General features: G+C 71.8%; 11 protein-coding genes. 7 read left to right on the top strand and 4 right to left on the bottom strand.

The genetic code is table 11. From position 1 onward, the window contains the following. Window positions 1-102 precede the first annotated feature (102 nt). Both WME95_RS35005 and WME95_RS35010 read left to right on the top strand, forming a co-directional pair. Window positions 103-2,874, top strand: a complete 2,772-nt coding sequence (locus WME95_RS35005) for a tetratricopeptide repeat protein (protein WP_437903688.1) — start codon at window positions 103-105, stop codon at window positions 2,872-2,874. 85 nt (window positions 2,875-2,959) lie between these two features. Further along, entirely contained in the window at window positions 2,960-3,772 is an 813-nt protein-coding gene (locus WME95_RS35010) for a hypothetical protein (protein ID WP_437903689.1), read from the top strand. Here WME95_RS35010 and WME95_RS35015 read toward each other — a convergent pair. Then, a complete protein-coding gene (locus WME95_RS35015; protein WP_437543830.1) occupies window positions 3,760-4,731 on the bottom strand; it encodes a uroporphyrinogen-III synthase in 972 nt (323 codons plus the stop codon). The two genes, WME95_RS35010 and WME95_RS35015, sit on opposite strands and share 13 nt — an antisense overlap. Window positions 4,732-4,813: 82 nt before the next feature. Here WME95_RS35015 and WME95_RS35020 point away from each other — a divergent pair, with 82 nt between their 5' ends. Further along, window positions 4,814-5,119, top strand: coding sequence for a hypothetical protein (locus WME95_RS35020; RefSeq protein ID WP_437294277.1), 306 nt, complete (start codon window positions 4,814-4,816; stop codon window positions 5,117-5,119). Between the two features lie 173 nt (window positions 5,120-5,292). Here WME95_RS35020 and WME95_RS35025 read toward each other — a convergent pair whose 3' ends face one another. The 3 genes from WME95_RS35025 to WME95_RS35035 form a co-directional block, all read right to left on the bottom strand. Next, the gene (locus WME95_RS35025) at window positions 5,293-5,847 is read right to left on the bottom strand and encodes a TerB family tellurite resistance protein (RefSeq protein ID WP_437903690.1); all 555 of its coding nucleotides are present in this window, start codon (window positions 5,845-5,847) and stop codon (window positions 5,293-5,295) included. 119 nt (window positions 5,848-5,966) lie between these two features. Then, entirely contained in the window at window positions 5,967-9,113 is a 3,147-nt protein-coding gene (locus WME95_RS35030) for an MXAN_5808 family serine peptidase (protein WP_437903691.1), read from the bottom strand. Between the two features lie 96 nt (window positions 9,114-9,209). Further along, a complete protein-coding gene (locus WME95_RS35035; RefSeq protein ID WP_044966375.1) occupies window positions 9,210-9,422 on the bottom strand; it encodes a twin-arginine translocase TatA/TatE family subunit in 213 nt (70 codons plus the stop codon). A gap of 342 nt (window positions 9,423-9,764) precedes the next feature. Here WME95_RS35035 and WME95_RS35040 point away from each other — a divergent pair, with 342 nt between their 5' ends. From WME95_RS35040 to WME95_RS35055, 4 genes are all read left to right on the top strand, one after another. Beyond that, on the top strand, window positions 9,765-10,424 hold the full coding sequence (locus WME95_RS35040; protein ID WP_437903692.1) for a hypothetical protein: 660 nt from the start codon (window positions 9,765-9,767) through the stop codon (window positions 10,422-10,424). Window positions 10,425-10,525: 101 nt separating this feature from the next. Further along, window positions 10,526-11,179: a DUF2760 domain-containing protein gene (locus WME95_RS35045; RefSeq protein ID WP_437543842.1), complete on the top strand. Its 654-nt coding sequence runs from the start codon at window positions 10,526-10,528 to the stop codon at window positions 11,177-11,179. After that, window positions 11,176-13,053, top strand: a complete 1,878-nt coding sequence (locus tag WME95_RS35050; RefSeq protein ID WP_437903693.1) for an Hsp70 family protein — start codon at window positions 11,176-11,178, stop codon at window positions 13,051-13,053. The genes WME95_RS35045 and WME95_RS35050 overlap by 4 nt, the downstream gene beginning before the upstream one ends. A gap of 17 nt (window positions 13,054-13,070) precedes the next feature. Further along, window positions 13,071-13,949, top strand: a complete 879-nt coding sequence (locus tag WME95_RS35055; RefSeq protein ID WP_437903694.1) for a transglutaminase family protein — start codon at window positions 13,071-13,073, stop codon at window positions 13,947-13,949. Window positions 13,950-14,111: the final 162 nt, after the last annotated feature.

A 14,111-nucleotide genomic window follows, 5' to 3' on the forward strand; every position in this document is an offset into this window, starting at 1 on the left:
CGTGGTGGCGGGATTGGCTAGGTGTTTTTTAGGCGAGGTGAGGGATGCCGACGAGGCGCCCGAGCAACGCCTTGCTGCCCTCAGCAGGAGATTTCCATCGCCGTGGCGGTCGATCGCGACAAGGTACTCCAGACCGCGCAGAAGCTTGTCGAGCGGAAGCGCTTCGACAAGGCGATCGCCGAGTACCAGAAGCTGGTCGCAGACGATCCGAAGGACGTCCGCACGCTGCTCAAGATCGGCGACCTCTACCTGAAGACGGAGGAGTACGTCGAGGCGATCACCACCTACGAGCGCGTCGGCCAGTTCTACTCCCTCCAGGGCTTCGCGCTCAAAGCGATCGCTGTTTACAAGCAGATCCGCGAGATCATCCACAAGCACGTCCCGCAGTACGAGGATCGCTTCGGCCACATCGTCCCGCGCCTCGCGGAGATCTACACGCAGCTCGGGCTCACGAGCGACGCGCTCGCCGCCTACGACGAGGTCGCGACGCGCCTGCTCCGCGCGGGGCGCGACCGCGACGCGATCGACATCTTCAAGCGGGTCGTCGATCTCGACCCGAACAACCCCCTCGCCTATCTCCGCCTCGCGGAGGCGCTGATCCGGGTCCGCGACTACGACGCCGCGATCCAGCGCTTCGGGACGGCGGCCGAGCTCCTGCTCAAGCTCGGGCGGCGCGACGACGCGCTGAAGGTGGTCGAGCGCCTGCTGCAGCACCGCCCCGACGCCCGATTCGCCCGCATGGCCGCCGAGATCTACCTCGACCGCGGCGACCCGAGCGACGGGATGTCGGCCCTGACCAAGCTCCAGATCGCGTTCAAGGAGAACCCGAAGGACCTGGAGACGCTCGCGCTCCTCGCCCGCGCCTTCGACCTGCTCGGGCAGCCGGCCAAGGCGATCGAGGTGCAGAAGGAGTCGGCGCGCATCGCCAAGGAGGCCGGGCGGGTCGACCAGTTCACCGCGCTCATCTCGGCCCTGATCACGCGCGCCCCGAACGACGAGGGCGTGCGCCAGCTCGCCTCCCAGATCGCTCCCTCGTCGAGGAACACGCGCGCGTCGATCGACGTCGAGCTCGAGGAGGAGGAGAACGAGGAGGACGAGGAGGCGGAGGAGCTCGACGTCGAGGACGACGAGCCCGCGTCCGCGGTGCCGATCCCGCTCCGCGCGTCGCAGCCCTCGACGTCGCCGATCGCGAGCCCGAGGCAGCTCGTCGCGCACGCCGAGAGCCTCCGGCGCGACCGGCAATACGACAAGGCGGTCGCCCTCCTCAAGGGCGGCGTCGCCCGGCTGCCGGCCGCTCGAGAGCTGCGCGAGAAGCTCTGCGATGTCCTGATCGAGGCGGGCGACCAGGACGCCGCCGTCGAGCAGATGCTCGCGTTCGCGCAGCAGCTGGCCAGCGAGGACGCCGTCGACGACGCGGCGAGGCTCCTCGACGAGGTGCTGCTCCTCGATCCCGGCAACGCCCAGGCCACGGAGATGCTCAACCTGCTCGGCTACGCCGTGCCGCAGGAGGAAGAGCTCGCGGAGGAAGACGCCGCCGGGCCGGGAGCCTCGCCGACGGCTGGCGAGAACGACGCGTATGCGTCCGAGGTGCCGAGCCAGGACCTCTACGACCCCGACGCGCCGCTGCCCGCGTACACCCTCGATGAAGACGGCGTCGTCGAGGCGCTCCCCCGGCGGCCCGAGCTCGTCACGCACCTCGACGATCCGTTCGCGAACGAGCCGCCGCTGCCGAGCTTCCCGATCGAGGACGTCGAAGAGGTCGAGGACGTCGAGGAGCTCGAGGCCATCGACGACGAGGAGGAGGAGACGGCGTCGGTCAACCCGAGCCGCGTGCCTGAGCACCCCCTCGCCGTCGCTGCGTCCCAGGCTCCGCCGCCGGCGTCCTCGATACCTCCCCCGCCCGTGCTCGCCGCGCCGCCGCCGGCCCTGTACAGCCCGGTGTCGGGCCGACCTGCGTCGGTCCGACCGGTGTCGGGCCGCTCCGTGCCGCCGGGCTCCTTGCGGCGCGCGGACGCGCTCGACGAGGACGCGCTCGAGGAGGTCGAGTTCTTCGCGCAGCACGGGATGTTCGACGAGGCGCGGAACATCCTCGAGGAGCAGCTGGCGCGGCTGCCGAACCACCCGCTGCTGATGGAACGGCTGCGCGAGGTCACGGAGCTGGCCTCGGACGCGCGGGGGGTGGTGCGGGCGGCGACCGACAACGAGAGCGGCACCCGGGCCGTCCCGCGCGGCAGCGAGCGGCCGGACGAGGATCGCGCGTTCGACATCGCCGAGTCGCTCAAGATGATCGACGAGCTCGAGGTCGTGCCGGGCTCGGTGACGGGCGTCCAGGACGATCCTCGGCAGATCAGCGTCGAGAGCGTCTTCGAGCAGTTCAAGGCGGGCGTCGCGGCGCAGATCTCCGAGTCCGACGCGTCGACGCACTACGATCTCGGCGTCGCCTACAAGGAGATGGGCCTCTACGCCGACGCCATCGGCGAGTTCGAGCTCGCCGCCCGCGACCCCGGGCGAGAGTGCGTCTGCCAATCGATGATCGGCGTCACCCACCTCCAGATGGGCAACATCGAGGCGGGCATCGACGCGCTCATCCGCGGGCTGCACGCCTCGCACAAGACGGTCGAGCAGGAGCTCGCGCTGACCTACGAGATCGCGAACGCCTACGAGATGCGCGGCGTCCCCGAGCAGGCGCTCTACTACTTCCAGCGCGTCGCCCGGATGAGCCCGAGCTACGGCGACCCGCGCGGCAGCGTGGCGGAGCGGCTGCGCCGCATCGACGTCCCGAAGCCGGCCGCGCGCGCCGTCGGCGCCGAGATGATCGCGGACGAGTTCGACGCCGCCTTCGACGACATGCTCCCGAGCGGCAAGCTGCCCTGAACGCCGCTCGCGTGCGGTCGCGCGGGCGCGCCCTGGAACCGCCAGAAATTGGGCCACGGCGGGCGCTCTCCGGTACCGGACGAGCATGAACCGACCGCTCCTCCTCGCCGCCCTCACCTCGGTCCTGGCTGCTGGCTGCGGCGCCGGGATCGAGACGAACGCTCGCTCCGGTCGCCCGCAGGACGCCTCCGCCAAGGTGGCGGCGCAAGCGCGGCGCGAGGTCCCGCAACGCGCGAAGGGCTCGGACGAGCGCGGCCTGATCGCCGAGGAGGCGCCCGGCGCGCGCAAGCCCGGCGATTATGTGGCCTACCGGTTCTCGGGCAGCTTCAGGAAGACGCCGCTGCTCCTCACGCAGCGTGTGGTCGCGCGCGAGGGGGACGTCCTCGTGGTCGACGTGACCCTCGCGGACGGCAAGAAGACCGAGGCGCTGCGGGTCCGCATGAGCGACGAGCCCAGCAGGCGCGGTGAGATCCTCGGCGCGGCGTGGATCGACGATGGCGCGGAGCGACCGGCGACCCTCTCGGCCTACGACGCGATGATGGCCAAGACCGCGCTCGCCGCCGACGAGAACGAGGACGTGCTCGGCAGCGAGGCGGTGAACGTCGAGGTCGGCGGCTCCTCCATCCCGTGCCAGCGGACGAGCTTCCGCGTGCGCATCGGCAAGACGAAGGCGACGATGCGCACGCTCCAGAGCGACGACTTCGCCTGGGGCGACGTGGGCGGTGAGATCACGGCGGAGGACGGGCGCGTGCTCTACCGCGCCGAGCTGATCGACAGGGGCCACGCGGACACGGACGAGCGCGCGGCCGCCGGCGCAGAGCCCGGCCCCGCGCCCCGGCCGGCGACCGTGGCGCGCTCCGCCGGCGAGGACGAGGCGTACGACGACTACGAAGACTGAGCCGGCAGGGGCGCGTCGCCCCGATTTCCCTTCGCGACGAGGATCTCGATCGAGCGCGCGGCCGCCGCTTTGACGAGGTGGCCCATCTTCGGGTGCTCGGGCTCGAAATCCGGCTCGATCCCCTCGGCGCGCAGCGCCTCCGTGCAGACCGGCCCGATGGACGCCACCACGCCCCGCGCGAGCGCGGCGCGCAGCCGCTCGACGAGCCCCTCCTCGGCCGCCACGAGGAGCGCGTGCTCGACCTGCGCGCGGCTCGTGAAGAGCGTGATCGCCGCGCCGCCGTCCGCCATGAGGCGGAGCGCCTGCCGCAGCGGCGCCGTGTCCTCCGGGAGCGCCCAGCGGTACACCGGCACCGGCGTGACCTGCGCGCCGGCCGCCGAGAGGCTCGCGTAGAGCTCGTGGCTCGGCGCGCCGTGCTCCTGGACGGCGACGCGCTTTCCGCGCAGGTCGCCGAGCGCGCTGACGGCCTCGACGATCTCTCGCCAGGTGTTCGGCTCGCGGACGGTGATGAACCCGGTCAGGCCCAGCTCGCGCAGCGCCGCGGCCGGCTTGGGGCCGCGCACGACGATCTGCACGGACGAGAGCGCCGCCGCCAGGAGAGATACGCCCTGGGCGTCCGCGCCACCGTCGCTATCGGACGCCCCGCCGCCGCCCTGGTTCGGCTCGAGCGCAGGCGCCGCCTCCGCCACGAGCGCCCGGGTCCCGACGCCGGTCATCAGGATCACGAGGTCGAACTCGGCGCCCGCGAGGCGCCGCGCGAAATCGAGGGCGCGCTCGTTTCTCTCGATGGGCACCTCGCGGAGCGTGGGCGCCGTGACGGGCACGCCGCCATACCGCTGGATCAGCGAGGCCATCTCGGAGGCGCGGCGGCTCTCGAAGCAGATGACGCGGCGCCCGGCGAAGTCGGACGGCGCGGGCGGAGAAGGACGGTCGTTTCGTGGGTGGGTGGGCGTGCTCACCCGCGCAGCATAGCCCGGGTCCGGCGCTGGCGGGTTTCGGGCGGTGGACCAGTTTGCTAAGCTCCTCCGTGTGAGCCATCCGATGAGCAACGAGGCATCCGGGGTCCAGGGGAGCGGGCTCTCGCGTGCGGCGTCGGAGAACGACGTCGGCCCTGATCCCGTCATCGGCGCGGGCATCGCGCTGCTCGGCATCTTCTTGATGGGGGTGGGGGGCGCGCAGGGCGCGCACTACCTCTTCAACTTCGGCGTGCTCGTGGCGGTGCTCGGGGCCGTCCTGTTCGTCCTGTTCGTGGCGCTCACGGCGCTGAAGCAGCGACGGGCGCTCGGCCTCGCGAGCCGCGCTCCGAGCCCCGAAGGCAGCGCCGAGCAGCGCGACGCGCGCGACTGATCGGCCGAGCGCCACCGGCGCCCGGCAGCAGCGCGACGCGCGCAACGGATCAGCCGAGCGCCACCGGCGCCCGGCAGCAGCGCGACGCGCGCGATGGATCAGCCGAGCGCCACTGGTGCCCGGCAGCAGCGCGACCTACGCGACGGATCAGCCGAGCGGCGCTCGCGCCCGGCTCACGCCGGGGGCTCGCCGCCGGGATCGCTCCGGTCGTCCGGCGGCGCCGGGGAGCCCGCCGGATGGCCGGCCTCGATGGAGAGGTCGGGCTCGATGTCAGCGAGCGAGACGCCGAGCTCCTCGGCGATGCGCTCGATCTCGGCCCGCTCGGCCGGCGTGGGCGCGCCGTCCGCCGCCGCGAGCCGGATCAAGAGGCGCACGACCTCCACCCGCTCGCTCGCGTTGCAGAGCGCCTTGAGCTCGCGGTAACAGCGGTCGACCTCGCCCTCCTGGAGCGCGGGCAGCTTGCCCTGGAGGGCGTTGAACACCGCCTCGACGCCGCTCGGCGCGAGCCCGTCGACGTGCGTGAGCAGCTCGCGGAGCAGCTCGTCTTCCTTGTCGGAGAAGCGGCCGTCGACGCAGGCGACCTTGCCGAGCAGGACGATGACGGTGGCGATGTAGCGGAGGACGACCGCCTCGTCGTCCGGGAGCGCCGCGCGGAGCTCCGTCAGGAGGGCGTCGAGGTTCGGGAACGAGCCCCCCTGCTTCAGGCCGAGCCAGGCGAGGAGTCCCACGTGATGAGGCTACCAGATCCTCGCCGGGCAGGGCAGCCCGCCGGAGCCCCGCCCTCTGTACCCGTTACGCCCGTCACCGCGGTCGTCCATGTTGCCGTCTTCGTCCATTTCCCAGCGCCCTACTCCTCGCCGCCGCGGTCCGCAATCCAATCGTCCACGGGGTTGTCGGACTTCGGGGTCTTCAGGATCGAGCCGTCAGGCCCGTCCTTGCGCACCACGAGCGTGCGCCGCGTCGTGGTGTCGGGCGTCTCGCGGGCGACCACGGTGATCACGTTGACCCCCGGCCGGAGCGGCGCCTCGAACGCGAACTCGGCCTTCTTCGGGTCGGCGCCGTCGCGGTTCGACTTGTAGTAGAGCTTCCGCGACCCGACGAAGATGAAGGTGTCGAGCAGCCGCTCGCTGTCCGACGCCGTCCCCGTGATCTTCACGGTGCCGGCGGTCGTCGCCAGCGCCGCCGCGGCGATGTCCAGCGTCGGCGGCGCGTGCGAGTAGAGGTCCTCGAACGCGACCGCCGCCGGGGCCGGCCCGCCGCCAGGGGTCACCTCGCGCGCCGCGACGAACGCGAAGCGCCCCGCGCCGAGGTCGATCTTGAGGAACCCGCCTGGCGCCTCGCCGAGCACCTTGACCACGGCGCCCGCCGGGAGCCGGCCGAACCCGCGCGCGCTCGCCTCGGGCGACGGGAGCAGGGTCGCCCCCTCCGCCCCGGCCTTCATGGTGGAGCCGCCGCCGCTCAGCTGGATGCGCGGCGAGATCGGGATCTTCACCTTCTCGCTGGCGAACTCGCGGAGATCGCGATCGCCGACCGAGAGCGTGAGGGTCGCCTCGGGCTCCGACAGCTGCTGCTCCACGTCGAAGCTGAAGACGACCTTGCGCACGTCGCCCGGCTTGATGTTCGAGATGTCGAAGCGCCCCGCGTGCAGCATGAGCCCGTCGCCCGAGAGGTTCGCGATGTTCGCTTGCGTCTCGTACGACGGCCCCTTGCCGACGTTCTTGACGGTCAGGTACATGCTGACCCGCTCTCCCTTCTGGATGAGCCCGTCGCCGTTGCCCTCGCGGTCGTCCGCGAGCTGATAGGCGTACTGGAAGAGCGGCCGGTCGAGCGCGCGCACCGTGGGTCGGATCTCGACCGCCGGCGGCTCCGGCGCGGCGGCGACCTCGAACTTCACCTTGAGGCCGTCGCTCCGCGAGAGGGCGTCCATTGGGATCGTGCAGACGCGCTTCTCGTTCGCCTTCCTCGGCTTCGTCGAGCCGACCTTCCGCCCCTCGACCTCGCACCAGCCGAGCGGCGCCTTCGCGCTCTTCGTCTGGCCGGGGCCGATCTTGCCGAAGATGAGCTCCTTGCTGTCGAAGTACGGGTTGTCGCTCTCCGTCGTCCCACGGAGCCGGTAGACCGGCTGCTTTCCGTTGTTCTTGACCGTGACCCGGAGCTCCATCGGCTGCCCCGCGGTCACCTCGGCGCTCGGACGGTCGGTCTCGACCTTCACGTCGAGCTCGGACTTCGCCGCCGGCGTGACCCCCTCGGGCGCGTCGGACCAGTCGACGCCGAGCTTCGTCAGCTCGGCCGCGACCTTGCCGAGCTCCTCCCTGCCGACCTGATCGATGTAGTCGTGCATCGCCCGGAGCTGCTGGAGCCTCGGCGTGGAGGGCGGCATCCGCGCGGCGAGCTCCCGCGCGAAGCGGATGGGGAAGTCGACGGAGAAGTTCTCGTCGATGTCGCCCCCGCGCTCCCGCATCTGCTCGCGGTCGGCGCTCGTGAGCTGGTAGCGGACGACCTCGGACGGCTTGCCCGCGGCCGCCGCGCGCGCGTTCGAGAGGTGCGCCGAGAGATCGCGCTCCCGGAGCCCATCCTTCTGGACCGTGAGATCCATCTCGAGCTCGTCGACCGTCATGGGATCGAGCTCGATGTCCGGCGTGACGCCGACGCCCTGGATGGAGATGTCGCCCGGGGTCAGGTACTGCGCGATCGTGAGCTTGAGGGCCGCCTTCTCGGCCGTGACGTCGGGGAAGACGAGCTGCACGCTGCCCTTGCCGAACGTCTGCGAGCCCACGATGACGGCGCGATCGTTGTTCTTCAGCGCGCCGGCCACGATCTCGCTCGCGCTCGCGCTGTTGCCGCTCACGAGCACCACGATCGGGTACAGCGGCTCGGTGCCCGGCCCCTTGGCGCGCTTCTCCTCGCGCCCCTCGGAGGCGCCGACCGTGGACACGATGACGCCGTCGGCGAGGAACTTGTCGGCGATGCGCGCCGCCTGATCGAGCAGGCCGCCCGGGTTGCCGCGCAGATCGAGCACGAGCCCCTTCAGCTGGCCCTTGCTGCGCAGCCCGTCGAGCGCGGCGTCGAGCTCCGCGGTCGAGGTCGCCTGGAACGTCTTGAGCCGGACGTAGCCGACGCCGCCCTCGAGGGCGCGCGACTCGACGGACCTCACCTTGATCACCTCGCGGGTCAGCTCGAAGGCCTTCGGCCCCTGCCACCCTCCCTCGCCCTCGCGGGTCACCCACACGGTGACCGGGGTGCCGGGATCGCCGCGGAGCCTCCGCACAGCGTCGTCGAGCGGCATGTTGAGCGTCGACTCGTTGTTGATCTTCACGATCCGATCGAGCCGCTTGAGGCCCGCCCTGCCCGCGGGCGTGTCGGGCATCGGGTTCAGGACGGTGAGCATCTGGTCGCGGATCGAGATCACGACGCCGAGCCCGCCGAACGCGCCCGACGTGGAGAGGTTCATCTCCTTGTACGCCTCGGGGCTCAGGAACGACGAGTGCGGGTCGAGCGTGTGCAGCATGCCGTTGCACGCGGCGTACTCGACGTCCCGCAGATCGACCTCCGTGCCGCGGAGGTTCTTCTGGAGGAAGGTGAAGACCTCACGGAGGCGCGCGGAGACGTCCCAGGGGCCCTGGATGTTGTCGATCCGGAACTTCTTCTCGCTGGTCTCGACGCGGACGGTGACCTCGTTGGGATCCTCGTTGAGGACGATCACCTGCGCGACGTCGCGCTGGACGGCGTTGAGCGCCGACAGCAGCATCTCCTTCGGCTTGACGCGATCCGGCTCGACGTACTTGTCCCGGATCATCTTCAGCGTCTCGTTGACGGCCTCGAGGCGCGTGAGGTCGTACGGCGCCTTGGCCACCTGCCCGGTGACCGCGAGCGCCGGCTCGAACCCGCGCCAGAGCCCGCCAGGGCCGAACTGAAGGACGAAGTACGCTGCCAGCGGGAACGCGGCGGAGACGACGAGCGCCTTGGCGACGCGCTCCAGAGGTCGGTGAGGCATACGGCGATCGAGTATAGACGCACCCCAGCGAGCGTCGACCGACGTCGGCGCGCGATCGCCCCGATCGCCCCCGAACGCCGCGTTCCAGCGCGGGCGCTACACGGGCTTCTGCGTGTCTTCTTGCTTCTCTTCGGGCTTCGCCGGCAGCTGCTTGGCGGGATCCTCTTCCTCGTCGTCGCGGATCCCCTTCTTGAAATTCCGGATGCCCTCGCCGATCCCCTTCCCGATGTCAGCGATCCTCCCCGCGCCGAAGAGGAGCAAGGCGAGGCCGATGAGCAGAGCGATTTCGAGCGGTCCGATGCGGCCCATAGCGTTGATCCCTTGAAGGCTGCCGCGCGCTCGGCGGCAGGTCGGCGGGCCACGGCCCGGTTTGCGTCGACCCATACCACCCATCCTCCGCACCGGCAACGCAGCGGTTCGAAGCGCTGAGACCCGTGCTAGGCTCGCGCACCGGCTTCGCTGGAGGAGAGACGAGGCGCGTGTGCACCCGCTCACTCCGCCAGCGGTTCACAAATCAAGACCGGCTCGACGACCCACACGGGATCGCCGGCCGGACGGCCCGGACGCCAGCCTCGGATGAGGCCGGCGGTGATCCATGGCTTGAGCCCTCGCAGGCTTCGCGACAGTCGACACGGGGAAAACACGATGCCGATGAACCGCTTGAATCGAAAGGCAGCGCATTGTCTGGCAGGAGCGTCGGTGGCCGCGGCGGTGCTCGCCGGCGCCGCCGGGCGCGCGGGCGCTCAGGAGGCGAGCGAGGGCGACACGGTGAGCGTCGACGGCAAGGGGATCGTCGGAGGCGCGCTGCTCGGCGGCGAGGTCGTGATGCTGACCATGGGGGCGATCGGGGTCGAGCGCGCCTGGCCGTACCTCGTGTTCGGCGGGCTCGGCGCGGTGGGCGGCGGCGTCGCCGGCTACTTCGTCGAGGCGGCGGATCCGCCCGCGGAGGTGCCGCTCTACATGCTCGCCGGCGGCATGGCGCTGGTCATCCCGACCCTCGTCGTCACCCTGAACGCCACCGCGTACAAGCCCCCCGACTCCGACCAGAGCGAGCCGATCCGCAACGAGCCGGCCGCCGAGCCCCCGCAGCCGGGGATCAACGTCCAGCTCACGACGGACGCCGCGCAGATCCTCCGGCGGGCCCGCCGGGAAGAGCCCCGGCTCGGCCTCGTCGACATCACGCCGCGCCGGGTCGCGCTCGGCGTGCCCGCGCTCTCGTTCAAGCCGCTCTACTCGCAGGACGAGATGTTCAAGTTCGGCGTGGCGCAGGGGCACGAGGTCCGCGTCCCCGTCCTCCGGGCGACCTTCTGAGGGGCCCGGGGTCGCCCCGGGCGGCGGCGCGGGGCAGGCGCCCCCCTGCCCCGCGCGCCGGTCTCTGTGCCGATCCCTACGCTCGGCGTTAGGCTCTCGCCGTGGCCGACCTCCACGATCCTCCGCTCCCCTGGTCCACGCGGCTCTGGTTCGCCTTCGCCTGCTTCTTCCGCGTGCTGTTCGATTCCCAGTTCGCCGCGCGGGCCTGGCAGGCGCGCGCGGCGGCCGCCGCCCTGCCGCCGGCCGAGCGCGCTGAGCCGCGACGGCTCGAGCGAGATCGCGCAGGCGGCGCGCCCGCCGCCCCCGAGGCCGCCGCGGCTGCGGCGAGCGAGCCCGCCCCCGCGCCGGTCGCCGCCCCCGCGCCGCACGCCGCGCCCGCGGTGAGCTCGGCGCTCCAGCTGCTCTCGCTGCTCCAGCGCGAGGGGCGGCTCGTCGACTTCCTCGAGCAGGACATCGCCTCGTTCGGCGACGCGGACGTCGGCGTGGCGGCGAGGATGGTCCACGAGGGCTGCCGCAAGGCGCTGCGCAGCCACGCGAAGCTCGCGCCCGTGCGGCGCGAGGACGAGGGGGAGAAGGTGACGCTCGAGGCCGGCTACAACCCCTCCGAGATCAAGCTCATCGGCAACGTGTCCGGGACCGCGCCCTACAGAGGGGTGCTGCGCCACCGGGGCTGGCGCGCCGACGACGTCTCGCTGCCGACGCCGGTCGCCGGCCACGACGCCAGCATCATCGCCCCCGCGGAGGTCGAGCTATGAGCGCGCGCTACATCATCGGCATCGATCTCGGCACCACCCACTGCGCGCTCGCCTACGCGCCCCTGCCCGAGGACGGAGCCGACGCGCGGCTCACGCCGTCGCCCGAGGTGATGGCGGCCCCGCAGCTCGTGGCGCAGGGGACGCTCGAGGCGCGCACGCTCCTGCCCTCCTTCATGTACATCCCTCACGAGAGCGAGGGCCCGCAGGCGCTGCCCTGGGACGCCGAGCGGCGCTTCGCCGTCGGCGAGCACGCCCGCGCGCGCGGCGTCGACGTGCCGGCGCGCCTCATCTCGAGCGCGAAGAGCTGGCTCAGCCACGCTGGCATCGACCGGCGCGGCTCGACGCTCCCGCTCGGCGCGCCCGAGGACATCGAGAAGATCTCGCCCGTCGAGGCGTCGTGGCGGTACCTCGAGCACCTCACCGAGGCGTGGGATCACCTGTTCGCGAAGGACGATCCGGCGCTCGCCCTCGCGAAGCAGGAGATCGTGATCACGGTGCCCGCGTCGTTCGACGCCGCCGCGCGCGATCTCACCGTCGAGGCGGCGAGCGCCGCGGGGTTCGAGGACCTCACCCTGCTCGAGGAGCCGCAGGCCGCCGTGTACGCCTGGATCGACGCGGCCGGCGAGGCGTGGCGCAAGCACCTCCAGCCGGGCGACGTGCTGCTCGTGATCGACGTCGGCGGCGGGACCACCGACTTCTCCGCGATCGCCGCGGTCCCGCGCGACGGCTCGCTCGAGCTCGTCCGCGTGGCGGTCGGCGACCACATCCTGCTCGGCGGCGACAACATGGACCTCGCGCTCGCGCACGTCGTGAAGGCGAAGCTCGCCGCCGAGGGCAAGGAGCTCGATCGCTGGCAGATGACGTCGCTCACCCACGCCGCGCGCGTCGCGAAGGAGCGGCTGCTCGGCGATCCGTCGATCAGCGAGGCGCCGATCGCGATCGCCGGCCGCGGCTCGAAGCTGCTCGGGGCGGCGATCCGGACCGAGCTCACGCGCGACGAGATCACCCGGACGCTCGTCGACGGGTTCTTCCCCGAGGTCCCCTCGTCCGCGCGCCCCGCGACCCGCGCGCGCGCCGGCCTGACGCAGCTCGGCCTCCCGTACGCGCAGGACCCGGCGATCACCCGCCACCTGGCCGCGTTCCTGGGGCGCCAGGCCGGCGCGACGTCGAAGCTTCCGGGCTTCGCCCCGCAGGGAGGAGCGAACGCCGAGCCCGGCCGAGCGCCGCTCCTCCTGCACCCGACGGCGGTGCTCTTCAACGGGGGCGTCATGAAGAGCGCGGCGCTGCGCGAGCGGCTGGTCGCGACGCTCGGCGCCTGGCTCGAGCAGGACGGCGCGCCCCGGCCGCGGGTGCTCCCGAGCGACGACCTGGATCTCGCTGTCGCGCGCGGCGCCGCCGCCTACGGCCTCGCGCGGCGCGGCCGCGGGCTCCGGATCCGCGGCGGGACAGCGCGGGCCTACTACGTGGGCATCGAGGGGGCCGTCCCCGCGGTGCCCGGCCTGGAGCCGCCGATCACGGCGCTCTGCCTCGCGCCGTTCGGCATGGAGGAAGGCACCGAGGCGACGCTGCCGCCGCAGGAGTTCGGCGTCGTGGTCGGCGAGCCGGTGCGCTTCCGCTTCTTCAGCTCGTCGGTGCGCCGGGATGACCAGGCCGGGACCGAGCTCGAGAGCTGGAAGCCCGGAGAGCTCGAGGAGCTCTCGCCGATCGAGGTCACCTTGCCCGCGGAGGGCCGCCGGGAGGGCGACATGGTGCCGGTGCAGCTGCGCGCGTCGGTCACCGAGGTGGGGACGCTGCTCCTGGAGGCGATCCCCCGGGAGGCGCAGAAGCCGAACGAGCGCTGGCGGATCGAGCTGTCGGTGCGCGCCGAGGCGTGAGCGCGGGGGTGCCCGACATGGCACCGACGATTCGCAGGCTCCGCGTCGTCCATTCGACGAGATACACCTACGATCGCCCGGTGGAGCGCAGCGTGCACAAGCTGCACCTCTGCCCGGTGCACGACTGGGATCAACGGGTGCTCTCGCACACGCTCACGATCGATCCCGGCGTGACCACCATGGAGTTCGAGGACGTCTTCGGGAACCGGACCACACGCTTCGAGATCACCGCCCCGTATACCGCGCTGACGATCTCGGCCGACTCGACCGTGGAGCTCTGCGACGCCGATCCGTTCGCGTTCGCGAAGAAGAAGATCCGGCCCGCGTTCCCCCTCGTCTGGATGCCGTGGGAGCAGGCGATCATCGCGCCGTACGTGCGCCCGGCGGAGCTCCCCGACACCCGGCTCCAGGCGCTCTTCGATTACGCCATGTCGTTCGTCGAGAAGAACGACGCGGACCTGATGGAGACGCTCTTCGCGATCAACTTGACCCTCTTCCGCGAATACCAGTACGTGCCGGGCTCGACGAACCTCGCGACCACCCCGTATGACGTCTTCGTGAACCGGCGCGGGGTCTGCCAGGATTTCGCGAACCTGTTCATCTGCATGGCGCGGCTGCTCGGCATTCCGGCGCGCTACGTGTGCGGATATCTCTATACCGGCAACGTCGGCGCGAGCCGCGCCGGCTCCGACGCGACCCACGCGTGGGTGCAACTCTACATCCCGAACATCGGCTGGAAGGGGTTCGACCCCACGAACGGCGTGCTGGCCAGCCTCGACCACGTGCGGGTCGGTTACGGCCGCAACTACATGGACGTAACGCCGACAGCGGGGACGCTCTACACGGCCGCCACCGAGATAATGAACGTCGATGTGACGGTGAGCGAGGTCGACTAGGTCTCTCCGCACGATCGCCCGCGCACCGACAGGCGCCTGTCGCGCCGAGCACACAGCGACAGCGGAGAGCGCGAAACCGCGGCCGCGGGCGAGGCAGGCGTCCCGCCCCTCCCTGCGGCCGCAGCGCGAAGCGCCGAAGGTCGCTCGGACGGATCCGCGAGA

Source organism: Sorangium sp. So ce327 (assembly GCF_051530205.1).
Lineage (GTDB): Bacteria > Myxococcota_A > Polyangia > Polyangiales > Polyangiaceae > Sorangium > Sorangium cellulosum_B.

Bases quoted from the DNA above. Each gene is read 5' to 3' on its own strand.
- WME95_RS35030 (WP_437903691.1), bottom strand. From the start codon at position 9,113: ATGCCTCACCGACCTCTGGAGCGCGTCGCCAAGGCGCTCGTCGTCTCC.
- WME95_RS35010 (WP_437903689.1), top strand. From the start codon at position 2,960: ATGAACCGACCGCTCCTCCTCGCCGCCCTCACCTCGGTCCTGGCTGCT.
- WME95_RS35020 (WP_437294277.1), top strand. From the start codon at position 4,814: ATGAGCAACGAGGCATCCGGGGTCCAGGGGAGCGGGCTCTCGCGTGCG.
- WME95_RS35050 (WP_437903693.1), top strand. From the start codon at position 11,176: ATGAGCGCGCGCTACATCATCGGCATCGATCTCGGCACCACCCACTGC.
- WME95_RS35055 (WP_437903694.1), top strand. From the start codon at position 13,071: ATGGCACCGACGATTCGCAGGCTCCGCGTCGTCCATTCGACGAGATAC.
- WME95_RS35035 (WP_044966375.1), bottom strand. From the start codon at position 9,422: ATGGGCCGCATCGGACCGCTCGAAATCGCTCTGCTCATCGGCCTCGCC.
- WME95_RS35040 (WP_437903692.1), top strand. From the start codon at position 9,765: ATGAACCGCTTGAATCGAAAGGCAGCGCATTGTCTGGCAGGAGCGTCG.